The sequence below is a fragment of the Sorangiineae bacterium MSr12523 genome (genome assembly GCA_037157775.1).
GTDB lineage: Bacteria > Myxococcota_A > Polyangia > Polyangiales > Polyangiaceae > Pendulispora > Pendulispora brunnea.
Map to the genome: position 1 here is coordinate 7,589,361 of CP089982.1, position 22,647 is coordinate 7,612,007.

Annotated in this window: 19 protein-coding genes and 1 pseudogene; 5 read left to right on the forward strand and 15 right to left on the reverse strand. The window is 63.6% G+C overall.

The features are described from left to right. The first annotated feature begins 427 nt into the window (after positions 1–427). The 3 genes from LZC95_29720 (at position 428) to LZC95_29730 (ending at position 5,463) form a co-directional block, all read left to right on the forward strand. On the forward strand, positions 428–2,572 hold the full coding sequence (locus LZC95_29720; GenBank protein WXA90619.1) for a hypothetical protein: 2,145 nt from the start codon (positions 428–430) through the stop codon (positions 2,570–2,572). Between the two features lie 78 nt (positions 2,573–2,650). Then, complete coding sequence (locus LZC95_29725) at positions 2,651–3,064, forward strand: YciI family protein (protein WXA90620.1); 414 nt, start codon at positions 2,651–2,653, stop codon at positions 3,062–3,064. A gap of 221 nt (positions 3,065–3,285) precedes the next feature. Continuing rightward, positions 3,286–5,463: a hypothetical protein gene (locus tag LZC95_29730; GenBank protein ID WXA90621.1), complete on the forward strand. Its 2,178-nt coding sequence runs from the start codon at positions 3,286–3,288 to the stop codon at positions 5,461–5,463. A gap of 11 nt (positions 5,464–5,474) precedes the next feature. On the opposite strand, the gene LZC95_29735 is transcribed toward LZC95_29730, so the two are convergent. The 4 genes from LZC95_29735 to LZC95_29750 all read right to left on the reverse strand — a co-directional run bounded on the left by LZC95_29735 (position 5,475) and on the right by LZC95_29750 (position 11,170). Then, positions 5,475–7,820 carry a DUF6351 family protein gene (locus tag LZC95_29735; protein WXA90622.1) on the reverse strand — a complete coding sequence of 782 codons (2,346 nt, stop codon included), beginning with the start codon at positions 7,818–7,820 and terminating at the stop codon, positions 5,475–5,477. Positions 7,821–8,034: 214 nt separating this feature from the next. Next, positions 8,035–8,481 carry a hypothetical protein gene (locus LZC95_29740; GenBank protein ID WXA90623.1) on the reverse strand — a complete coding sequence of 149 codons (447 nt, stop codon included), beginning with the start codon at positions 8,479–8,481 and terminating at the stop codon, positions 8,035–8,037. Between the two features lie 362 nt (positions 8,482–8,843). Further along, positions 8,844–10,169 carry an MFS transporter gene (locus LZC95_29745; GenBank protein ID WXA90624.1) on the reverse strand — a complete coding sequence of 442 codons (1,326 nt, stop codon included), beginning with the start codon at positions 10,167–10,169 and terminating at the stop codon, positions 8,844–8,846. Continuing rightward, positions 10,166–11,170 (reverse strand): esterase family protein, encoded by a 1,005-nt coding sequence (locus tag LZC95_29750; GenBank protein WXA90625.1) that lies wholly within the window; start codon positions 11,168–11,170, stop codon positions 10,166–10,168. The genes LZC95_29745 and LZC95_29750 overlap by 4 nt, the downstream gene beginning before the upstream one ends. 94 nt (positions 11,171–11,264) lie before the next feature. Here LZC95_29750 and LZC95_29755 point away from each other — a divergent pair, with 94 nt between their 5' ends. Further along, positions 11,265–11,990 (forward strand): tetratricopeptide repeat protein, encoded by a 726-nt coding sequence (locus LZC95_29755; GenBank protein WXA90626.1) that lies wholly within the window; start codon positions 11,265–11,267, stop codon positions 11,988–11,990. Between the two features lie 18 nt (positions 11,991–12,008). Here the strand turns inward: LZC95_29755 and LZC95_29760 are convergent, their stop codons facing one another. The 9 genes and pseudogenes from LZC95_29760 to LZC95_29800 form a co-directional block, all read right to left on the reverse strand. Continuing rightward, positions 12,009–12,737 carry a CPBP family intramembrane metalloprotease gene (locus LZC95_29760; GenBank protein ID WXA90627.1) on the reverse strand — a complete coding sequence of 243 codons (729 nt, stop codon included), beginning with the start codon at positions 12,735–12,737 and terminating at the stop codon, positions 12,009–12,011. 178 nt (positions 12,738–12,915) lie between these two features. Then, the gene (gene arsN2, locus LZC95_29765; GenBank protein ID WXB00238.1) at positions 12,916–13,305 is read right to left on the reverse strand and encodes an arsenic resistance N-acetyltransferase ArsN2; all 390 of its coding nucleotides are present in this window, start codon (positions 13,303–13,305) and stop codon (positions 12,916–12,918) included. Positions 13,306–13,344: 39 nt separating this feature from the next. Next, a pseudogene (locus tag LZC95_29770) lies at positions 13,345–13,743 on the reverse strand (arsenate reductase ArsC). Continuing rightward, on the reverse strand, positions 13,740–14,858 hold the full coding sequence (arsB, locus tag LZC95_29775; GenBank protein WXA90628.1) for an ACR3 family arsenite efflux transporter: 1,119 nt from the start codon (positions 14,856–14,858) through the stop codon (positions 13,740–13,742). Before arsB ends, LZC95_29770 begins: the two are co-directional and overlap by 4 nt. Positions 14,859–14,861: 3 nt before the next feature. Further along, entirely contained in the window at positions 14,862–15,335 is a 474-nt protein-coding gene (locus LZC95_29780) for a VOC family protein (GenBank protein WXA90629.1), read from the reverse strand. Between the two features lie 50 nt (positions 15,336–15,385). Beyond that, the gene (locus LZC95_29785) at positions 15,386–15,700 is read right to left on the reverse strand and encodes a metalloregulator ArsR/SmtB family transcription factor (protein WXA90630.1); all 315 of its coding nucleotides are present in this window, start codon (positions 15,698–15,700) and stop codon (positions 15,386–15,388) included. 52 nt (positions 15,701–15,752) lie between these two features. Then, positions 15,753–16,346, reverse strand: a complete 594-nt coding sequence (locus LZC95_29790; protein WXA90631.1) for a cytochrome c — start codon at positions 16,344–16,346, stop codon at positions 15,753–15,755. Then, entirely contained in the window at positions 16,339–17,562 is a 1,224-nt protein-coding gene (gene soxC / locus LZC95_29795; GenBank protein ID WXA90632.1) for a sulfite dehydrogenase, read from the reverse strand. The genes LZC95_29790 and soxC overlap by 8 nt, the downstream gene beginning before the upstream one ends. 55 nt (positions 17,563–17,617) lie before the next feature. Continuing rightward, entirely contained in the window at positions 17,618–18,193 is a 576-nt protein-coding gene (locus tag LZC95_29800) for a sigma-70 family RNA polymerase sigma factor (GenBank protein WXA90633.1), read from the reverse strand. A 486-nt stretch (positions 18,194–18,679) separates the two neighbouring features. Between LZC95_29800 and LZC95_29805 the strand changes: the two genes are divergently transcribed. Then, complete coding sequence (locus tag LZC95_29805) at positions 18,680–19,306, forward strand: hypothetical protein (protein WXA90634.1); 627 nt, start codon at positions 18,680–18,682, stop codon at positions 19,304–19,306. Between the two features lie 2 nt (positions 19,307–19,308). Here LZC95_29805 and LZC95_29810 read toward each other — a convergent pair whose 3' ends face one another. Together LZC95_29810 and LZC95_29815 are read right to left on the reverse strand one after the other, a co-directional pair. After that, positions 19,309–20,019 (reverse strand): hypothetical protein, encoded by a 711-nt coding sequence (locus tag LZC95_29810; protein ID WXA90635.1) that lies wholly within the window; start codon positions 20,017–20,019, stop codon positions 19,309–19,311. A 4-nt stretch (positions 20,020–20,023) separates the two neighbouring features. Beyond that, complete coding sequence (locus tag LZC95_29815) at positions 20,024–22,645, reverse strand: serine/threonine-protein kinase (protein WXA90636.1); 2,622 nt, start codon at positions 22,643–22,645, stop codon at positions 20,024–20,026. Positions 22,646–22,647 lie beyond the last annotated feature (2 nt).

Here is a 22,647-nt window from a genome sequence, read left to right on the forward strand (position 1 = left end):
CCATATCTCGATGTCTCGCATCGCATTGAAGACGCGAACCGCTTCCGCGAGTTGCATCGATCCGCGGCTCTTTCGTCACGTGGCGCCGTGTGCTTCACGCTGGCGCCTCATGCCGATGAAATCGCGCACGGGCGACCACATTCAATTCAATATACGCAATAACGAGAGAATTGCCTCCCAGCAACGAACGAGACAGGTATCGCGCGAATGAAATGTCTTGCCACGGACCCTATCCTTGGATCCGACTGTTGCCATGGCATCAATGGATCGGGGCATCCGTCGAGCTCTGCGAAGAGGCAATTGCCCCTCCGCGTTCATGCCGTGGATCGCAAGGGTAGCCTCGAAACCGAGCGAACCGAAGGTGTGGAGGCGTAGCACGCGCAATTTGCTGGTGCATCGTTCGGGCGGTGCGGGCTAAAAGGCAAGTATGCTTGCACGAAAATTAGCCCTCGCACCTGCAACCTGGAAAGGGGCCACGTGGGGTGCGTTGCTCGCGGTTTTCGCACTTTGGCTGGTGGAAGCGGTTCCCATGCTCGCAACCGGCGCGGGCAATGCCATGGTCTGGCTGGTGCTCGCGATCGTGACGTTGGCGCTCGTCCTGGCGGGGTTCATCGCGAGCCTGCTCCTGCGGTGGCTCGGTGCATTGCCGCCGCGTCATCGATGGATCGTGGGCACGGCCATCGCGCTCGTCGTCGCGCTCACGTTTTGGTCGGGCGCCACCACCTTGGCGCTCGTGCTCCTCGCGTCGGCGGCGATCATCCTGGGCTCCGTTGCGGGAGGGGCGTTCGCGTCCTGGCGCAGGCGACGGCGGCGCGTGGCCCTGGCGGTGTTCGCGGCGGCGGCGTTGGTGCTGTTTTTCGGTGCGCGATGGCTTCTCGTGGACGGCAACGATGCGTACGTGCCATCGCCGGAATGGGCGGACAACGCCCTGCCGCTCGATGCGCCAGACCCCTCGAGACCGGGTCATTTTGCGGTCAAGACGCTTGCGTACGGCAGCGGATCGGACCGACGCCGTCCCGAGTTCGGGCCGCAGGTGGCCGAAGCCTTCCGCACCGAATCGGTCGATGGCTCGAAGCTCATCGAGCAGTGGTCGGGCGCGGCAGGCTGGGCGCGAACACGCTATTGGGGATTCGACGCGAAGCACATGCCGCTGCAAGCGCGCGTGTGGTACCCGGACGCCCCGGGCCCGTTTCCCTTGGTGCTCGTCGTCCACGGCAACCACGATATGGAGGACTATTCCGATCCGGGATACGCGTATCTGGGCCAGCTGATGGCCAGTCGCGGTTTCATCGTGGCGTCGGTGGACGAGAATTTCCTCAATAGCGCCGCGGCATCCAACCTACTCGGAGTACCCGAAATCTTTCTCAAGAAGGAAACGGACGCGCGCGCGTGGCTTCTGCTGGAGCATCTGCGCGTTTGGAAGGCGTGGAACGCGCGCGAGGGGCATCCTTTTTTCGGGCGCGTGGACATGCACCAGATTGCATTGATCGGGCATTCCCGCGGCGGCGAGGCGGTTTCGGTGGCGGCGGCGTTCAATCGATTGCCGTACGATCCGGACGATGCGAGCATCCGATTCGGATACGACTTCGACATTCGCACGGTGATTGCCATTGCGCCGGTCGATGGGCAATACGAACCCGCCGGACGCAAGACCGAACCGCGCAATGTGAATTACTTCGTGCTGCAGGGCACGGAGGATGGAGACATGTTGTCGTTTCATGGGTCGCGCCAACTCGAGCGCATCAAATTCACCGACCACGGCGATTGGTGCAAAACGTCCCTGTACATTCGCGGTGCAAACCATGGGCAGTTCAACACGGTGTGGGGGAGATATGATTTGTCGGGGTTCGGAGGGCGCCTTTTGAATTTGCGCGGCATCATGCCGCCCGACGCGCAGCGGCAGGTGGCCAAAACGACGATTTCGGCCTTTTTGGAGGCAACCTTGCACGGCCGAACAGAATACCTGGCGTTGTTTCGAGATACGCGCACGGGACGAAATTGGCTGCCGCCGACCGACTACCGGAACAAGTTCGAGGATTCGACATACCGGTTCTTGGCCACGTACGAGGAGGACATCGATCTTACGACCACGACGGCCGCGGGCGGATTGGCGCGGGGCGAGAATCTGGACGCCTGGGGCGAGCAATGGCTCAAGCTCACCTGGGGCGATTTGGATACGAGCGCGGTCGTGCTCGGGTGGAATGCCAAGAAGGATAGCCCGAGCTACACGCTGACCGTGCCGGGGGCCGCGGCCGCGAAGGCAGGCGATGTGCTGGTGTTCGCGATGGGCAACATGGGCGAGACGCCGGTGGCGTTCACGGTGGAACTGGTCGCCCGTGGTGGCGAGGTGCAGCGGACGTCGCTGCGCCTGGGACCGCAGATTGCGACCAATGTCTACAAGGCGTCGTTCGCGGCACGGGTGCCAAAGTCGGAGTTGGTGTTTCAGAGCTTCGAGGTGCCGGTGACCGGAGGCGAGCTGGAAGCGGTGCGGTTCGTGTTCGATCCCGTGGCGGCCGGCACGGTGGCGCTGGATGACGTGGGCCTGCGCACCCCTCGGCAGACGGCCCGATAGGCCTCGGGCGAAAAAAGTGTCTCGCTCGTGTCGATCCCGAGGGTGGCCGTTCGACGGGATCACGAGGAGACGAAACCGATGCGATTCATGCTGCTGATGATCCCCAAGGGCTACGAGAACGCGGCGCCGGGAACCGTGCCGGACGCCGACTCGGTGGCGGCGATGATGCGGTACAACGAGTCGCTGCAGCGCGCCGGTGTGTTGCTCGCGCTCGACGGGCTTCACCCTCCATCGATGGGCGCCCGCATCGAGTTCGGCCACGGCAAGCCGAAGGTGCTCGATGGGCCCTTCTCGGAGGCCAAAGAGGTGGTGGGCGGCTACTGGATGCTCCAGGTGAAGTCGCGCGAGGAGGCCATCGCCTGGGCATCACGCTGCCCTGCGTCAGGCTCCTGCGTCATAGAAGTCCGCCAGGTCCAGGAACTCGCGGATTTCCCTGGAGATGTGCAGGCCGTGCTCGCCCAGTACCCAGAGATTCCACTCTCACGGCAGTGAATCATCCCACCTTTAACCGGAGCTGTTCTATTAAATCGTTCCTGGGTTGATGTGGATGGGCCATTATTGAACCCATGGACGAGATCGACCGAAGGACATTTCTGCAAGGTGGGGCGATAGTCATCGGATCTATCGCGACAGGCTGTTCCGGGGAATCCGCGACCGGATGGGATCGGGCTTCGACGTTGGACGGCTCGAGTGAGGGTCCGCACGAGACGGCCGTGAAGGACGCGCGGATGGTGTGGAAGCAACTGCCCGACAGTTGGCAGACGGCTCCCTTCCTCGCGAACGCGCGCTTGGGGGTGCAAGTCTACCGCGACGTCAACGCCCTGGGCAACGTGCTGAAGTTCATGCTCAGCCACACCGAAGTGCAGGACCAACGCCCGCAATGGGAGGCGGCCATCGGACTTTCGCGCCTGCCCATTGGCTACTTTACCCTCACCATGGCCGGGTCGATCACCAGCATCGATTGGGAGCTCGATCTATGGAACGCCGAGCTGACCGGCGCGATCACGACCACCCAGGGCCACATCGAGTTTTCGGCATTGGTGCTTCAGCAACAGAGCGTCCTGCTCGTCTCGATGGTCCCGAGTGCAGGCGAGTCGGCGGCCGCCTGGGCCTTCGTGCCCCTGCCCTCCCATACGACGCGGAAGGTTCGCTTCCCGCCGCCCGGCGGTTACGAGGGAAACCCTCCGGCGAACATTGGCACCTCCGGCGAAACGCATTATGCGGAGCAAACCATGCTCGCTGGCGGCGGATACACCACCGCCTGGCAAGAAAAGCGCGAAGGCACGCGACGCCTCATCGCCGCCAACGTGAACTACGGATACCCGAATTCGACGGGCCTCGGCGAGGCCATGGTCGCCGTCCGCCGGGCGCTGGCCACCCCACCCGATACACTCGTGGCGCAGCACCGGCATTGGTGGAATCGATTTTACACGCGCAGCTTCGTCTCGGTTCCGGACAAATGGGTGCAGCGCTTCTATTGGATCCAGCTCTACAAAATGGGCTCGTCCACACGCGCCGATGCACCGGTGATGTCCGAATGGGGTCCGTGGTTTCCCGAAGTCGGCAATAGCTGGACGGCCGTGTGGTGGAACCTCAATGTCCAGATCTCCTATCCCTTGGTTCAGATCGCGAACCACGCCGAACTCGACGCCGTCACCTCGGCGTTTCGTCGTTTCGAGCAAAACCTCCCCCTATCCGTCCCGCCGGAATACCGCGACGGCCAGACGTATGCGCTCTCGCACCCCGGTGATTGGACCTTGCGTCCCGGCGGCACCCGCTCGGTGGGCGTTCCCGGCACGACCAGCAAGACCGACCAAACGGGGAATCTCGTCTGGGGTCTGCACAATGTATGGCTCGCATACCGCCATAGCATGGACAAATCCATACTTCGCGACGTGCTCTATCCCATTCTGGGAAAGGCGCTGAACTTCTATTCGAAATTCTTGACCGAGGGCAACGACGGCGCCCTGCACCTGCCGCTCACGCGATCTCCCGAGTCCGCCGACGCCGAGGATTGTACTTACGATCTCTCGCTGATCCGCTGGGCGTGCACGACACTCATCGATTCGGCGCAATTGCTCCGCATCGACGACCCCCGTCTTCCTCGATGGCGCGACATCCTTGCGCGATTGGTGCCTTACCATCGCGACGAGCGTGGGATCCTGATCGGCCGCGGCGTAGCGCTCCCCGGTTCGCACCGCCACTTTTCGCATATGCTCTGGTTCTACCCCTTGGAGGAAATGAGCTGGCATCGCCCCGGCGACCGCGAGATCATCCAAACGACGTTCGACCATTGGACGAGCGCGCGCGACCAGTGGGCCGGTTACAGCTTTGGCGCCGCATCGACGATGGCCTCGCGCATGGGCAGGGCCGAGGATGCGCTAGCGCATTTGCGCTTCTTCCTCGACGGCAACATCTTCCGCGATTCCCAATTGATGCCCAATACCATGTACCGGGAAGGCACCAATTTGGCCAGCGAGAGCCCCATCGCCGCGGCGCAATCCGTGTTGGACATGGTGATGCACGGCAGCAGCACCATCGACGTTTTCCCCTCCGTGTCGAACACGTGGGCCGACGCCTCCTTTTCGCAATTGCGCGCCCAAGGAGCTTTCCTCGTGGACGCCTCCCGCCGCAATGGTGGAACGGAATGGATCCGCGTTCACAGCGAGGCCGGCTCGCCGTTGGTCCTGCGCCACCGCATCGCCGGCGACATCGACGTGCGCAGCGAGTGCGGACGGCCCCTTCGCTGGCGGCAAGAGGGAGCCGATGCCATCGCCATTGACTTGCGAAAAAATGACACCGCTATCATTTCGCGGCGCGGCCAGATCCCCGATATGTCTCCGCGCAACGTCCCCGCCAATGGCAATGCGAAATCGTGGGGCCTGCCCTAGTCACGATATCGCTACGGAACCGGCATGGAGCGCGCCGCACGATACGAAAGGCCTACGGGCGCGTGCGGCGCCTCCCCGCCGATGGATGGCCAGGCGAGGCTCTTTTCGACGTCCTGCGCCGCGCGCTTCGAGTAGTCGCAAACACCGTTTGGAAATATCGCTTTCAATTCGTCGAACTCGGCATCGGTGAAGGTAGCGCGGTAGTCGGAACGAACCAGCGGTTTGAGTTGGCAGCGGACGACGTCGTCGCTCGCCGGCATGCCCGCCACCATGCGCGGTGTATAGCCGACGGGATACATCGCCGAGCAGGGCCCCCTGCCGGTGTCGAAATTCTCGGGCATCTCCGTGCGGGTCCCGCTCACGAGAAGAACGCAGCGATCGGTCGCACCCGCCGGTTTCGCCGCAACGATGGCGCGCGCACGGTCGGTGCCGTGAGGAAGTGCCGAGAGCGGGGCTAGCCACTGCTCCAAAATGGGATAAGCCTCCGGCGGAGCCACGGCGTTTCCGCGCCAAATGCTCTGCGTGCCGTCGAGCCCCACGCGACTCCGCAGGCGGTTGCGCACGATGAAGGGCCGGACGGCGTCGTGAATGCTCGCGCCAGGAACCTGATCGAGGTACAGCCCCATGTCGACGATGGGGCTTTCACTCAAGCTCCCACGGCCGATGACCATGCCCGTGCGATAGAGAATCGATTCGACCTCGGGCGACATCGCCATGCGCTCGTGGACGTACCGACCATCCATGTCGAAGCCACCGATGTTTCGATTGAGATCGAGAAACTCCGCCGCACTGATCAGATACATATTGAACGCAGCAAGGCCGTATTGAACCCCCACGTTGTCGAGCGGGCGGCGCGCAAATCCCGTCACGGGCTCGCGGCCGAGCAGGTTGACGTTCGTATCCTGAATGGTGCACCGCACGCCGTGGGGATTGTTCACGGGATGGTAACGCATGGCCTCCGGCACCGAAGGATCGCAGCCGCGCTGCGGGTCCAGAACACTGCGCAATTCCGGCGCACTCCAGCTCTTGCAAATTCCCTCGCGGGGAATGATTCCGAGAAGCGGTGCGTGACCTTCCACGTGCGCGCGCTTCATGGGCTCCCAGTTCGGCGCGTACGTGTCGTAATAGTGGGTGAGCAGCCCGCAATCCGCGATGGTCATCATCGTGGACCAAACATCGGCCAGCGAGGCGATGGGCAATGCCCCGTTCAATAGTCCGGGAGCATTGTTGATGGCGTTGTACTGCTGCACCGCCGCACCCGAGCCGCCGGTGCCAATCATGGCCGCAATCGATCCGTATTTCTCGGCAATGTGCTCTTTGACCATCATGGTGGTCTCGATGCTGACGAGCGGGTTGCATTGGACACCGAAGGTGCTCAACGTGGAGTGCACCACGATATCGCCTTTACGCAATCGCTGGTCGACGCCCACCATGCTATGAAAGTCGAAAACCGGTGAACCCGAGATGCCATCGAGAACCGTCTCGGGACGGTTCACCCCCTGGTGGTAACCCACGCCACACAAAGCACCGTACGCGTAGTACACACGGTGATTCCAGCGGGTCGCCTGAAACGGTGCGGCGGGCCCGCGCGCGTGAGGATCGTCGAGCACGGCGATGCGGGTGATTCCGCGATTGATGGTCGATGACTCGACCCGCACGACGAGCGGAACGTTGGTGCCGCCAGGCCCCGGAACCAATGTCACGTCCGATGGATAGGGAGCATATGGATCTTCCAATTTTAGATACTTGTTCCCCGCCTTGGGTCGATAGAACCACTCGTACTGCGTCGCGATCGAGCAATCGGCATCGAGGGGATCCCCCAAACCGGCCTCGCGTGTGCGGCAGACGAACGGCGTCTGGTGCGGACCCGAGAGGATCGGCCCCGTGATGGAATGGTTGATCACGCGCAGAACTGCCCGTCGCCTGCCGTCCGGGCCAACGGCCTCGGCCGCAATTCGATTTTCGCCCGGGGCCAGCTCTGCGACGAGACCTTGCACGTCACCGCCAGGCACGCGTTGGAAAGCACCGGTCACATCGATACCATTGCGCGTGACCGAATAGACATCGCCGGCGGAAAGGCCGCGCAAGCCGACGAGCACATCGCCGTCGGAAACGGCATCGGGCAACGTCGAAAGGGTGACGAGGTCGAACTCGCCGGGCGCGCGCGGGGGCGTGGCACGATCGTGGAAGTTCGCTTCCACCGAGGTCGTCTCGGGCTCCTCGTTCGACGAGGAATGCCGCAAGCCCTCGCGCGCACCGTGCATGTGGACCGATGCGGGCTCATCGCCGGGTGAACATGCCACGAGAGAAAAAAGCCCCAGCGCGATCCATCCACGCCGAATCTCGACGACCCGCATGAGCCCCCCACGTGCCTTCGCCGCCGACCCCGACGAGCGAACCCATAAAGTGGCTTACGATGCGTCCGCGGGCAAGCTCGCGTCGCCGCGTTTGCGTTTCGCTGGCCGAGCTCGTTCCCTATCGAGCGGGGGCTTGGTCCTCGCGTTCGGCGGCGGACCCGAATCGCGCACCGGGTCGACTCGAATCCGCCATGGGATCAAACTCGATGTGCTTTTAGCCCGAAGTCAGCGCGACCGAATTGATGGGCCCAAGGTCGCGATCGAACCACTGGCCGGGCTCGAGCCACCCATAGGGATCGATGCAATTGTACTTTCCGTAAAAGATCATGAGCGCGCGGCCCGTTTGATTGTTGAAGAGGCGGTGGGTGCCGTACTGATTGCTAAGGTTGTAGCACGCGTACTTGTAATATTTGTGAGAGGGCCTGTCGTTGTTCCAACCCGCATCCTCCGGATAAATGCAGCCATATCCGCAGGGGCAGCCATGAGCGGTGGCGCAGGCAAGTTCGGACTGGTCGCCTTGGTCGCTCGGATCACCCTGATCGGCGGCCTGCCCCTGTTCCTCGGTCGCTCCCTTGGCCTCGGTCACGCTGACCGCCGACATGGCCACCAGGGCCAATGCGCACACACCACCAGCCGTCAACATCTTCGTCAGTTGTTGCATGATGTTCCTCTCGATTGTAAGTGGATATACAGCCCAACAATGAATTGCCGCCGGGCCACGCAACGACAACGCTCCAGCACACCAATCTTATCTTGGCGTCCTTGGCGTCTTGGCGGTTCGATCAGGCCGTGTAAACCAGTCGAAGCCAAACTATGAATTGCGGGTGATTCACATCATCGCCAGGACACGCGATAGCAATCGACATACCCCGACGAAACGCGCCGCAATGGCGTTTCCTCTTTCGATCTGCTGGCAAAAATCCGCGTTATTGGAATTAGATGATGTATGAGCCAATCACCACTTCGATGTACCGTGGTACATCTGTACCCGGTACGCCGGCCGGTACACCGGTACGATCGCCCTCAGCGTTCAGCCGAAATAGGCAGAATGGGTAGTGGCTCTGCTTTTCCGACGATGAAGGCGTAGGTGAATGCCCCGATCAGCGCCACCACAGCCGCCAGCGCGAACGATGGCGTGTAATCGCCATGGTAGACGTCCAAGAGCCAACCCATGATGTACGGGCTGATGATGCCGGCGATGTTCGAGGCGAAGTTCTGTATGCCTCCAATCGAGGCCACGTGGCGAGAACTCGGGGCTACGTCGCTGGGCAAAGACCAAATGCCGGTCGCGGCGACGGCAAGGCTCGCGTAGCACATGGCAAGCAACGCGAGCGCGGCATACACCGATGGAACGATGGCCGCGAATACGATGACCGAGCCCCCGAGCAGCCCGCCCACCATCACCGTTTTGCGCACCCGCGTGAGATTCGCTCCGCGGGCGATGGCTCGATCGGCCAATTTGCCGGCCAGCCAGGCCAGGATGACGGCGGTGATGCCCGGAATCATGCCAAGGGTCCCGAGCGCCTGCAGATCGAACCCGCGCGCGGTCTTCAAGTACGTGGGGAACCACGTCAAAAAGAAATAAATGACGAAGTTCAAACAGAAGAAGCCGAGCATCATGCCGCGCACGGTGCGATATCGAAAGAGCGTACTCCAGGCGATCTTCGCGGCGGCGCGGTCGTCGGTTTCGTCGATGCGGGCGCCGTTCGCGCGCAGGTATTCGCGCTCCAAGTCATTGGCGAGCGGATGCTCGGCCGGGTCGCGGTAAAAGCGGTACCAAGCGGCGGCCCAGACGATGCCCAATGCGCCGAGCACGATGAAGGAAAAGTGCCAACTGACGAATCCAATGAGCGCGGAGACCACCGGCAGCGCGAGCACGGTACCGACACGCGATCCGGAGTCCACCACGGCGGTGGCAAAACCCCGCTCGTGCTTGGGAAACCAGCGCGAGTTCGCCTTGGTCGCCGCGGGATAGGCCGGACTCTCCCCCGCACCGAGCGCAAAGCGAAATGCGAACAGCGACCAAAAGCCGCCCGCGAACGAGGTGAGGATCGTGAAAAGCGACCACCAGATCGCGGCAAATGAATAAGCCCTGCGCGGCCCTACCCTGTCGGCAAACCAACCCGCCAACAGCATGAAGCCGTCGTAGGCCCAAAAGAAGGCACCGAAGAGCAGCCCCTTTTGGGCATTGGTCAACTTCAGGTGCAGATCTTCCTGAATGTACGGCAATGCCACACTGAGGTTGGCCCGATCGAGGTAATTCAACGACAGCCCCAGGAATGCGAGGCCGAGGATGGCGTACCGCGCGCGGCTCGCACCGGCGGGTGCTGCGGAATGCACGGTATTCATGGCGCCATCACCGCCTTCGTCAACATGGGAAATGAAGCATGGAGCTCGCGTTCCCAATAAGGCCACGTGTGCGTCCCGGGCCCGTACAAATTCGCCGTGACATTGGCGCCGGCGCCGCGCATCCTTTGCACGAATTCGGCATTCATGCCCTCGAGCTGCCGTTCGAGCCCGTCGTCCGGGCGACCCGGCGGGTCGAGCGGTCCCGGTTTGCCGTTGCCACAGGCCAGGTACAATGGAATGCCAATCAGGCGATCGGCCAAATCATACGGATTGTGCGCCTGCCAGATCGCGCGCTGTGCGGAAGGATCGCCCCAGAGCGCCAAGGGATCGCCGACCTCGTGGGAGACGATGCCTTGGACCAGCGCCGGACCGCCCTCGGCCAGGGTATGCACGATTCCGCTGAATTCCGCGGCGGCGCGAAACATTCCGCGATGCCGGGCCGCATACGAAATGGCCCCAAAGCCGCCCATCGACAATCCCGCAATCGCGCGCCGATGCCCTGCACGGTAATCGCGCTCGAGAATGCGCCGCAGCTCCGAGAGATGGAACGTCTCCCACCCGGGCGGGCCACCTTGATCGCCATTCCACCAATTGGAGTAGAAACCGGCGCGCCCCGCCTCGGGCATCACCACGATGAGGCCCGCGTTCTCCGTCAACGCGGCCACGTCGGTCATGCTCGTCCACGACGTGTAGTCACCGCAGCAACCATGCAGCAAATAGAGCACGGGCCAGGTGTGCTCGGATTCTTCCCAGCCCTTTGGCAGCAACAGCCGCACCTTGGCCGTGCCGCCCAGCGCCGGCGACGCAATGGTGAGGTCCCGTGTGCGCGGCGCCACCACCTGCTCGTCGACGACACGCGCATCGGTCGACGAGAACGCTTGCTCCTGCATGCCACCCCCCGCTTCTTCTTTTTCACCCGCCGCATCGCTGCAACCGGTCGAAAACGACGCGCCCCAAATGAGTGAGGCCGCGAAAAGAGCCCCGGACCGAAGGATGGCCATCCGATGTTCCTCCTTTACGTACGCCCATCATTAGCCCATTCACGCCATGGGCCGATGGCTTTGTGCCTAAAGCGTACGCTGATAGTCTGCGCTCGTGGGATACTATTGGACTTACTACCTGGCGGTCATGTTTGCGGCCTACGCGGTGGAGAATCCGTGGGTCTGCTTGATCGTCGTTCTCTTCTTCGCACTGCGTCGTTTCTTGCCGGACCCGGTCGCCATTGCACGCAACCTCGGTCGCATTGGTCGATTGCGCGCACAGGCCGAGCTCAATGCGGCCAATGTCATTGCGCGCCGCGATCTCGGGCGATCGTACCTCGAGCTGCGTATGCCGAAAACCGCGCTGAAGTACCTCGATCAAGCCGCGACCATCGATCCGAAAAATCGCGACGTCGCGTATCTTCGTGGCAATGCGCTCTTGCGCGCCCGCCGTCCCGAGGAAGCGCTCGCGGCATTGGGCATCTCCCTGGGCATCGACCCCGAGACGGGAGAATTCCGTTCGACCGCCGGCCATCAAGGCACTGCGAATGCCTCGTCCCGCGACGGTGACGCCTACCTCGCCGCCGCCGAGGCCCTCGAGCAACTCGAACGATGGGAGCAAATGGAGGAGGTTCTCTCCGCCGCCGCACGCTGCAACATGTCCTCCCTCGAAGCATTGGTGCGCCTCGCACGCGTGCGCCATCGCCTCCGCGACGAAAAGGGCGCCCACGAGGCCCTCGATGAAGCACGCCGCACCTGGCGACAATTGCCCCGATTCAGCCGCCGCGGACAATTCGCATGGTGGCTGCGCGCACAATTGGGGCGCTTCGTTCTTCCGTAATCTCGATATCGACGAAGCTCAAACGACATTCACGAGCAATATCGCTCCAATCGTAACATCGGCGAAGATGTGGGCGAGCCAGGGGGCGAGCATGCCGCCAGCGATGCGACGAACGATGCCCATCATGATTCCATAAATGAAGACCAGGGCCACACCGGTTATGCCACGCGGAAAGCCGTGAATGTGCGCGATGCCGAACGCCAGTGCTTGAATGACGAGGGCAAGGTGCCGGCTCTTTATCGAAGTATCCAATGCATGAAGCAGAACGCCGCGATAGACGAGCTCCTCGAGCGCGGCGTTGACGATGGAAAAGAGAACGACGCCGAGCGCAAGGACGGGGATCGGCCACGGCGGAAGAATGGTACCGCGAAGATGGCTGTAATCGGGATGTGTCAGCTCGAACCAAAGCACCAACGCGACCGCCGGGATGATGGCAGTCACCGCGATCCAGGCGAGCATTCCTCGATCCCATCGCCCCCGTCGCAACCATTCGCGGACGAAGGTCCCTTCGCCAAGGCGCGAAGTAACGGCGAGGTATCCAGCAATGGCCACTGCGAGCGGCAGTGGCCACGTCAACCAGGAGGAGAACCCGAGCGTGGCAAATAGTAGACAGGCCACGCACGCAAGATGAAACGCAGCGGTGGCGCGAAGCTTACGCCCCACGGGAGCAACCGCAGCGGCGCCCGCGGCCAAGGGGATGAGCGCGCGCACGGGGAGCAGCGGAAACGCGAGAAACGCGACGGTCATCAGCACGACAAGCCCGGTTTGCAATGAAGGATTACGAATCACTGCATCGTGTGACGGGTTGCGCTCGGATACCATGGCTCATCTTCGTCGAGCTTTTGCATCGAATCCAGCGTGCTGATTCATATTTGGATGAATCTCAACTTTCGCGACGACGCGACAAATTCTTCCTACCGAGCGCCTAGAGCGCGCAGCGCATGACCGTGGCCGAGGCCGGGCACGCGCCCTGAAATTCCTTCGAAGCTTGCACATCAGGCGGGACGTCAGTGCGCGCGATCACTTCGAAACCAAACCGGGGAAAGAACGCCTCCGCGGTGGTCGTCAGCAGGTAGACGGCCTTCGCACCGACCGCACGCGCCGCGGCGAGCGCATGGAGGGTCAGCGTTCCGCCGATGCCGGCGCGTTTGGCGTCGGGTGCGACGACCACCGAGCGAAGCAGCGCGTAACCACCATGCATTTCCAGGCCGGCGGCACCGACGATGCGCGCGCCCTCCTCCGCGACGAAGAACGTCTCGAAGTGCTCGGCGACGCCGGCCGTGGGCAGGTCTGCGGCGACAAGGAGCGCTTCCACGGCCCCCCGGTCCTCTGGCCGCGCGCTGCGAATCGGCGGGCGGCTCCAGCCGTGGCGCTGAAGGAGCTCGAGCACGCGTGCCTTCACATCGTCTCGAATCTCGCGCACGCGTTCGAGCGGCTTTCCCTTCGGATCCTCGAGCGGCCAATCGTCGCGCTTCAGGCCGGGCACCACGGGGCATTGCTCACCGCAACCCATGGTCACGAGCATGAAGGCGCCGCGTGCGATATCGTCCGTGAGCTTTCTCGGAGTGCTGCCCGCGAGATCGACGCCCACCTCGCGCATCGCCTCGAGCACCTCGGGATGCACGCGTTCGCCGGGCTCGGTGCCCGCGGAGACGGCGCGCGCCTTCGAGCCATCGGCGAGCGCGTTGAACCACGCGGCGGCCATCTGGGAGCGGCCCGCGTTGTGGACGCAGGCGAAAATCACGGTCTTCATTGCGGGCGTTCTCCGGAGGTTGAAAGGCTTGGCACAACGCGAGGCGCCGCCGCATCCGCGCGCGCTGGAAAGTAGCGCCTTTGCGCCCAAAGCGCGACGTGGACGAGGCCGATGAGCGCGGGCACTTCGACGAGCGGCCCGATGACCGCGGCGAGGGCGGCGCCGCTGTGGATGCCGAAGGTGGCCACCGCCACCGCAATCGCGAGCTCGAAGTTGTTCGACGCCGCGGTGAACGACAGCGTGGCCGACTGCTCGTAGTTCGCCCCCACCCGCCGGCTCATGAAGAACGACACCACAAACATGATGACGAAGTAGACGAGGAGCGGCACCGCGATGCGCAGCACGTCGAGCGGGAGCTGCACGATCGCCTCGCCTTTGAGCGAGAACATCACGACGATGGTGAAGAGCAGCGCCACGAGGGTGATCGGGCCGATGCGCGGGGCGAATTGCGATTCATACCACGCGACGCCGCGTGCCTTCACCAACGCGCGCCGAGTCATGAACCCCGCAGCAAACGGAACGCCGAGATACACGGCAACGCTCTTGGCCACCTCGCCGATGGTGATGTCGACGATGGCTCCTTGGAGCCCGAGCCAGCTCGGGAGAAGCGTGGCGAAGACGTACGCGTAAATGGGGAAAAAGATAATCTGAAATACTGAATTGAGCGCCACGAGTCCGGCGCAGTATTCCCTATCTCCCTTGGCCAGGTCATTCCAGACGATGACCATCGCAATGCACCGGGCGAGCCCAATCAGGATGAGGCCGAGCATGTACTCCGGCTTGTCACGCAGAAACACCACCGCAAGCCCGAACATCAGCAGCGGCCCGATGATCCAATTCTGCACGAGAGAGAGCACGAGCACCCGCGGCGCCCGAAGCACCTTCCCGAGCTCCTCGTAGCGGACCTTCGCGAGCGGTGGATACATCATCAGGATCAGCCCGACCGCGATCGGAATCGAGGTGGTGCCAATGCTCATTCGCCCGAGCGCGGTGTTGATGCCGGGGACGAAGAACCCAAGCGCTACCCCGGCGGCCATGGCCGTGAAGATCCACAGCGTGAGATAGCGATCGAGGAAGGAGAGCTTGCGGGCGATGCCGCCGGCCGACGTCGACATGGATCAACCGCAGCAGCCGCCGCTAGTACCGGCCTTCTCACCTTCGGCCATCTTCGGCGTGCAGCACGCGGCGCTCCGGAGCTCCTCTGGCCCCTGCCCCATGGTGGCCGCCTCGCCCTTCACCACGAAGACCTCCCAATGGTTTCCGTCCGGATCTTGGATCCAGACCTTGTCCTGCATGGCATAACAGCACGCCGTGTTCTGCTCCGTAAAGGTATCGAGACCCGCGGCCTTGAAGCGAGACCACGCCGCGGCGACGTCTTCGGTGCTCGCAACCTGCACGCCGAAGTGGGAGGCGTTCACGCCGGTGCGCGGGGCCTCCTGCATCGTGAGGTTCAGCGCCGGTGTGGTGAGGTCGAATTTCGCGTAGCCGGGCCGGCGCTTGGTAGCCTGCACGCCGAAGGCGCGCTCGTAGAACGCGACCGATGCATCGATGTTCGAGACGTTGAGCGAGACGTGGGGCTTGATGACGTTCATGGTCCGTTTCTCCTTCTTCCAAAAAACTCGAAGCAAAAGGGCAAAAAAAGTCAGCAGCAGGCGCCGTTCTTGCCACCGTTCTTGCAACAATCCTCCCACAGGTATGCGGTGAGCTTGCGCAGGGCATCGTAGTTGGCCGAGTAATAGTGGAATGTCCCTTCGCCGCGCGTCTGCATGACGCCGGCGTCGACCAGCCGTTTCAGATGATGGCTCAACGTCGACGCGGGAAGATCGACGTGGGCTTGGATGGCGCCGGCGGGGGCGCCTTCCGGCCCCGCTTGCACGACGAAGCGCAGGATCGCGAGGCGCACGGGATTTCCCAATGCGCCGAGCTGCTCGGCATGTCGTTCCAACTTCGAGGTCACGCCATACTTCTAGATTATTGGAAGTAGTTCGGCAAGGGCGAGGGCGCTTTTTTCATCGCGCAGCCACATCCGGCCTCGGATCGCCGATGAACCCGTCTCGGTTCGGCATGTGAACTGCAGCGAGAGTGCGTGCGTCGATGATCGCGTCCTCATGCACGATGCCGTTGAGAAACAAGACGTATGCGGTGACGGCGTAAACCTCGTCGGGACGAAGTGTTCCCGGTGTCTCGTAAGGCATTGCGCGGTGGATGTAGTCCCAAACCGTCGTGGCATATGGCCAATAGCTGCCCACGGTGAGCACTGGATGATTCGTTGCGAGTGTGCCGCCGCCGCCGGCGAGCGCTGGGTAGTCGTCGCCCACGCCTTCGCCGCGAAGCCCATGGCAGCCCGCGCAGCGTTGTTCGTAAACCGCGCGCCCCTGCGCGGCGGTGCCGCTTCCCGCTGGGAGCCCGGCTCCCGTGGGTGAGACGGAGATGTCGCGCGCGGCAATCTCCTCCGCGGTGGCGGGGCGCCCGACGGCGTAGCGTGGTGGCTCCAGCGGCGAGACGAGCGGCTTTGCGGGGTCCGGGTTCTCGGCCAACGTCGTGGCGCTGATGAGCGCCAGGGCGAGGGCACTGGCGAGCACCGAGTTTGCGCGCTTAGACATGACGCACCTCCCCGCCAGCCAGCACGTGCCACGCCTTGATGCCGTTGTAGTGATCGGTGCCGTTGAGGCCGCGCACGGCGACGAGCTGCTCGCGTGTTGGCTGCACATATCCCGTTTCGTCCACGCAGCGCGAGAGGAGCCACGTGTCATCACCTCGCCACGTCCATGGAAAGTGAAATCGCGTGAGTGCCTTCGGTAGCACGGGTTCGTCGAGGCGCGCTGGTGCCCAGGTTTTGCCGCCATCGGTGGAGACATCCACGCGCTCGATGCGCCCGCGCCCTGACCATGCCAGCCCGGTGATCTCGTGGAATCCCGGCCCGGCGAGCTTCATCCCGCCCGAAGGCCGCGTGATGACCGATTTCGCCTCCATCACGAAGGTGAACATTCGCGCCTTTCCGTCAGCCATGAGATCCGTGTAGTAGGGCGCCTCTTCGCGAGTCATGTACGGTCGGTCGACGACGTGCACCCGATGCAGCCATTTTACATTCGTGTTTCCCTCCCAACCTGGCACCACGAGTCGCACCGGGTAGCCCTGCTCGGGGCGCAGGGCCTCGCCGTTTTGCCCGTAGGCCACCATCACATCGTCGAGAGCCTTGTCCAAGGGAATGCTCCGCGCGAGCCGGCAGGCGTCCGCTCCTTCCGCGACGAGCCACTTTGCTTCCGCGCGCAGCCCTACCTCACGTAGCAGTACGGAAAGAAGGACGCCGGTCCACTCGCTGCAACTCAAAAGGCCGTGGCTCTTCTGCACGTCTTCGTGGGGCTCGCCTCGGTGCTCTCGCCCGCTGTTGCCGGCGCATTCGATGAAGTGCACGCGCGAGATCGACGGAAGACGCCGGAGATCTTCGAGCGTGAAGACGAGCGGCCGTTCCACGAGGCCATGGACGAGGAGCGCGTGCTTTGCCGGATCGATCGAGGGCACCCCCGAATGGTGGCGTTCGAAGTGGAGCGCCGAAGGGGTGATGATGCCGAGGGTGGTCGCCAGCGGCGTCTTGCTCGAACCGGTGCCCGGGGTGGTGCCGGGGCGAAAGGAGCGCTCGGCCCCCTCGAACGAAGAGCGCTCGCCGTAGCCGCGCCGCCCGCGGCCCAGCAGCGACGGTGCCGGTGATGAATCGGGACTGCGGCAGGCCGCCACGCCGGCGGCCGCCGCGGTGAGGAATCCGCGCCGGGTGGTTCTCGAGCCCGCGGCTGTGTGCGGGCCGTATTTCGAGTCGTTCATGATCATGAGGACCCGGCGAAAAATGAAAGGATGCAAAAAAGTGACGTACTCGTCTTCAGCAGGGGCGCGACGCGCACGCCGAGCGCCGCTCGCAGGCGATCAAGGTCCCGCGGCGGTCGAGTACCACGCGGCAACACCGCTCGAAGGCGGCGCGCAGCTTGATTCGTCCCCGCAGCACACGGGACTTCACCGCCGCGAGCGAGATGCCGAGCCGCGCACCCACCTCAACGTAGGAGAGCTGCTCGAGCTCCGTCAGCATCAAGACGTCCCTGTACTTCGCTGGAAGCTGTTCAACGATGCCGCGGACGGACCGCGCGCATGCGAGGACGAGCGCATCGTCGTCGGCCTCCGCCGCGGGGGCCTCGACATCGGTGGTCTCGGATGGCGCCGGCGCATGCCTGCGTCGATCTTCGCGATGATCGGCAATCGCGCTGCGAGCCACGCGGTACATCCACCCCGTGAACCGCTCCCGATCGCGCACGTTCGCTGCGCCGCGCTGGAGTCGGATCCAGATGTCCTGCAAAACGTCGGCGGCGGCCGAGGGCTCGACACGGCGAACCACGAAGGCGCGCAGTCGGTCGAGCACCAGGGCCTGCTCGAGGACTTGAGTGAATGGTTCAGGAGCTGCCATCGAACGAGAAAGATACCTCGCCCGAGCGACCCTGTCGCTTCTTCATCGAATGTCGGTGCCTCTATTTCAACATTCGTTTTCGACGTTAGCCATGCCAAAAGCGGACTTCAACGCGAAAAACGGATTCGACGATATGCATACTTCTCGGCGGCAATGTTTCGAGAGACACATCGCTCGTCGGCCCGTAATCGCACCAAGTGCACTCGATTGTTCGGACTGCGGTCCAATTCACTGTTTCGCGGTACCGCACGGGCCTTCGCCAGGATGTTCGTCGCGGGACGCGAAGCATCGCGCGCGCGAACGTGGGATGCTCACGGAGAACGACATCGCGGAAACGCGCCCCGGGTGCGCGAGGTCATCGCGGACCTGCTCGAGCCGATTCGCTGCGCGTGTCCCTTCGACTGAGCCCGTTTGCCGGCTCCGCTGACGAAGCAGTGATGTCGTCACCCATCGGCCGCTCCGAGTCGGTATAGTGAAGGGGCACGCATGCAATACAAGGCCTTCGAGCGCGGTATCGAGATCAGCGGCCATGCGGTCGCCTCCACCCTCCAAGGTTTCCAACTCTTTCCTTCCGTCGCGCTGAAATACCTCGCGCGTTATGGCTTCATCAAAGGGCCGCTGCCCGCCGAGGGAAAGCAGCCGTGGCCTGACATCATCGACCGCAACGCTTGGTTTCCGCAGGAAAACTGGCTTGCGACCTTCGAAGCCATCGGGCGCGACGTCGGCACGCACAGCCTTTACCGCATCGGCCTTTGCATCCCCGAGGTGGCCAAGTTCCCGCCCGCCGTGCATGACATCTACACGGGTGTGGAATCCATCGACATCGCGTACCACATGAACCACCGCAAGGCGGGCAAGGTCATGTTCGACCCGAAAACGCGCCTCATCGAAAACGGAATTGGTCACTACGGGTACCGTCCGGTCGCAGGTGAGAAGAAGATCATCTCAGTGTGCGAGAATCCGTACCCTTGCGATTTCGATCATGGCATTTTGACAGCCATGGCCCGCCGCTTCGAGCCCAAGGTCACCGTGGCCCACGACGACTTGGCACCATGCCGCAAGAAGGGCGCGGACAGCTGCACATATCTGATCACGTGGAGCGTACCGAAGTAATTCTATAACTCGATACCGAGCACCGTTTGCGCCTCGGCGCGCAGCTCTTGTTCGCTGCTGGTGAGATCGCGCAACACCTCCAACACGACGGCACGAAACTCGCGCCGCGCGTAGGCGAGCCGGTTCATCACGGTGCTGACGGATAGATGCAACTCGGCGGCGATGGTGGCGTATGTAGCATCGTTGCGGCTGCCCAAATACCACCGCTCGAAGACGCGAAAGTGCTCCTCCTTGCCTTTCTCGTTGCAGGCCACGCGAAGCGATTCCACCGCAATGCCCACCAAGCTTTTGACCCACTCTTCTTCGAACATGCGTTCCGGGTCGGAGGCATCGGGGCCGTCGCGGCGGATTTCGCTCTCGAGCATCTCGATGTCCAGCGACACCGGCGCGATCCCCTGCCCGCGTTTTTTGGAGAGGTTGCGCCGGGCGAGGTCGACGACGAAGCGATCGAGGCACACGCGCAAAAAGGTGCGAAAGAGCGCGCGGCCGGGTTCGTAGGCCTGAAAGGTGCCCGCATCGATGGAGTGGAGGAAAAACTCCTGCGCGATTTCCTGCGCCTCGTCGGGGGTCTTTCGCCAGCGAAGGCGCACGTGTTTGTACACGGGCCGCCAATAGAGGCGGGTCAATTGGCCGAGGGAGCGCGAGCGAACGTTGGGATCGGGGCTGTGCAGTCCGAGGATGGCCGAGGCGCGTGTCGTGGGAAACCCACCCATCCTTCTATAGTGGCACACATCCCAGCGCGCGGCTTCGTTTCGCAGCCTCGGCCGCGGAGATGGAAGCCGGCGTCGCTGCACCCCACCGCCGCATCACCACGCCGTAGGCTTCGCACGCCTCACGCGTGTGGCCGAGCTTTTCGTGGGCTTGCCCCAGCCAGAGGTGCGCACGCGTGTTGAGGAAGGGCTGATCGGTGCCTTGGCAACTTCGCGCGGCGTCGTCCAGGAGCGAGGCTGCACGCGAAGCGTCGCCCGCTGCCAGGCGGAGGCGTCCTTCGTAGGCTTGGAGAAGCCCCGCATGGAAGGCGATGAGCGTCGGCAGGATCGGGTCGTCCGTGGGGAAGGCGGGCATGGCTTTCATGGCCTCTTTCGCCGCATCGTCCTGCGTTCCCCCGATGGCACTGCCCCAGCGCAGGGTCCACGTTTCGAAGGGGTTCATCTTCATGAGGGAGCTCGTGGTCTGCGCCTGGTGCTCCCATGTGCCGGCCATCGTGCGCCACTCGGCGGTGGGAAGGCGGCCGTGCGCGACGGCGATGCCCAGCAGATTGGGCTCGTAATACGAGGCGCCCGTCTCGGTGCGCTCGCCGCTCAAGGGGCTGTTGGTCCAGGCGATTTTTCGGCGGAGAAAGTCTTCGGCCAGGCGCCCGGCTTCGTCGGCTTTGCCGGTTTCGAGCAGCGCGTCGAGGCGGATGCGCAAGCCCCGCAGGTGGGCCTCGATGTGAGCATCGTCGGCGGCGCGGCGTTCCAGTTCTTCGCCGAGGGCGATGGCCTCGCGGAAGTCGCCGGTCCAGGCGGCGAGCTTGGCGCGGTCGTGCAGGCGAATGACGTCGCGCCGCGCATCGGGGAGGTGCGACCAGCGCATGTGCATCGTTTCCTCGATGGATTCGCGCGGGGCGCCGCCGGCGGCCACGAGTGCGGAGAGCTCCCGAAACGAGCGATCGGAGTTGGGATCGCGCGCAATCCATTGCCGCGTGAGCGATTCCGCCTCTTGGCAGAGACCGCGGCGGCGCAAGAGGACGACGCGGCTGGCGAGGCACTCGACGGAGGTGGGCGAGGTCTGGGCGCAGTGCGCGTAGGCATTGGCCTCTTCGCCGACTTGGCCGGTGCGCTCGTAGGTCCACCCGAGGACCATCCATGCGTCGGCATAGGCCGGGTCGAGTTCGACGGCGCGCCGGGCGGAGGCGAGGACCGGCTGGATCTGCTGCACGGTTTTGACGAGGAGGACCTTGGCGTTGGCGGCAAGATGTACGAGCTCGACGTCGTCGGGAAAGCGCGACGCGCCGTCGTTCAAGATGCGCGAAGCGGCTTCGAAGTCGGCAGGCTCCGACGCAATGGTGGCGGCCAGCGAATCGAGCAAGACGCGATCGCGCTCGCTCAGTGCCTCTCGGTGCACGAGGACGCGGTGCAGGTGTTCGCGCTGCTCGGCGACAGGTCGCATCCATCGTCCGGTCTGCAGGACGCGAAGCAGCACCTCCGGGCACGCGGGGTCCTTGCCCATGGCCCGTTCGAACGCCTTGTACGCGCGCTCCGGCGTAGCTTCGCGCAGCGCTTGCAGGCCCTCTCGATAGTCCAATGCGGCATCCGGCCGACACGTTGCCGAGGCAACGAGATCGGTCACCAGCGTTGCCTTCGTTTTTTCGGCCTGCACGGGGGCCGGCCTGCGGCCCATGAGAAACGCCCCCGCCGCCAACGCCATGGCCGCCGCCGTCGCGACCCAGTATTTCTTGAGATGAATTTTCTTTCGTATGGGGGAGCTTTCTTCCGGTGATTCTTTCTGAAGGTTCTCCAACGCGGAGATGACCTCGTCGGCGGATGCAGGCCGGCCCTTCGCGTCCTTGCAAAGCAACCGCGCGATCAGGGAATCCAGTGCATCCGGGACGTCGTTTCGAATCGACTTCACCCGGGGTGGTTCTTCGAGCACCAGTTTGGCGATGACCGTAAGGACTTCGGCCCCCGCGAAAGCCTCCGTGTTCGTCAAACAACGAAATAAAAGGCACCCCAATGAAAACAGGTCGGCGCGACCGTCGATGTCGCCGCCGCGGACCTGCTCCGGCGCCGCGTAGCCCGGTGTGCCGAATGCAGCCCCCGACGTCGTCGCGTGCGGTGCGCCGAGGAAGCGCGACAGGCCAAAGTCGGCCACCTTGGCCCGCTCGAGATCACCCTCCGGCAGCAACACGTTGCCTGGCTTGATGTCGCGATGGATGATGCCCAACGCGTGGGCCGCGCGAAGCGCCGACGCCACCCGCAGCGCAAGGGACAGCGCCGACGCCACCGAAAGGGGCCCGCCCTCGAGCCGCCCGCTCAGCGTTTCCCCCTCGACCCATTCCATGGCCAAATACGGCTGATCGTCGTCCACGATCCCGTGCGCCACGTAGCGCACGATCGCCGGATGCGAAAGCCGCTCCAACGCTTGCACCTCATGGCCGAAGCGCCGCCTCGAGGCCGCGTCCGTCTTGCGAAGGACCTTGAGGGCTACGACCGCGCCCGAGGACTCGTCCACTGCACGGTACACGATGCCCATGCCACCGATGCCCGCCTCGCGCTCGATGCGAAAACGGTCGTCCACCAGCTCCCGCTCCGCGGGCTCGCGCAACAATTCGACGAGACGTGCTTCCGGTGCGGCCACGA

Bases quoted from the DNA above. Each gene is read 5' to 3' on its own strand.
- LZC95_29720 (WXA90619.1), top strand. From the start codon at position 428: ATGCTTGCACGAAAATTAGCCCTCGCACCTGCAACCTGGAAAGGGGCC.
- LZC95_29725 (WXA90620.1), top strand. From the start codon at position 2,651: ATGCGATTCATGCTGCTGATGATCCCCAAGGGCTACGAGAACGCGGCG.
- LZC95_29735 (WXA90622.1), bottom strand. From the start codon at position 7,820: ATGCGGGTCGTCGAGATTCGGCGTGGATGGATCGCGCTGGGGCTTTTT.
- LZC95_29740 (WXA90623.1), bottom strand. From the start codon at position 8,481: ATGCAACAACTGACGAAGATGTTGACGGCTGGTGGTGTGTGCGCATTG.
- LZC95_29745 (WXA90624.1), bottom strand. From the start codon at position 10,169: ATGAATACCGTGCATTCCGCAGCACCCGCCGGTGCGAGCCGCGCGCGG.
- LZC95_29750 (WXA90625.1), bottom strand. From the start codon at position 11,170: ATGGCCATCCTTCGGTCCGGGGCTCTTTTCGCGGCCTCACTCATTTGG.
- LZC95_29760 (WXA90627.1), bottom strand. From the start codon at position 12,737: ATGACCGTCGCGTTTCTCGCGTTTCCGCTGCTCCCCGTGCGCGCGCTC.
- arsB (WXA90628.1), bottom strand. From the start codon at position 14,858: ATGTCGACGTCGGCCGGCGGCATCGCCCGCAAGCTCTCCTTCCTCGAT.
- LZC95_29780 (WXA90629.1), bottom strand. From the start codon at position 15,335: ATGAACGTCATCAAGCCCCACGTCTCGCTCAACGTCTCGAACATCGAT.
- LZC95_29790 (WXA90631.1), bottom strand. From the start codon at position 16,346: ATGTCTAAGCGCGCAAACTCGGTGCTCGCCAGTGCCCTCGCCCTGGCG.
- soxC (WXA90632.1), bottom strand. From the start codon at position 17,562: ATGAACGACTCGAAATACGGCCCGCACACAGCCGCGGGCTCGAGAACC.
- LZC95_29800 (WXA90633.1), bottom strand. From the start codon at position 18,193: ATGGCAGCTCCTGAACCATTCACTCAAGTCCTCGAGCAGGCCCTGGTG.
- LZC95_29805 (WXA90634.1), top strand. From the start codon at position 18,680: ATGCAATACAAGGCCTTCGAGCGCGGTATCGAGATCAGCGGCCATGCG.
- LZC95_29810 (WXA90635.1), bottom strand. From the start codon at position 20,019: ATGGGTGGGTTTCCCACGACACGCGCCTCGGCCATCCTCGGACTGCAC.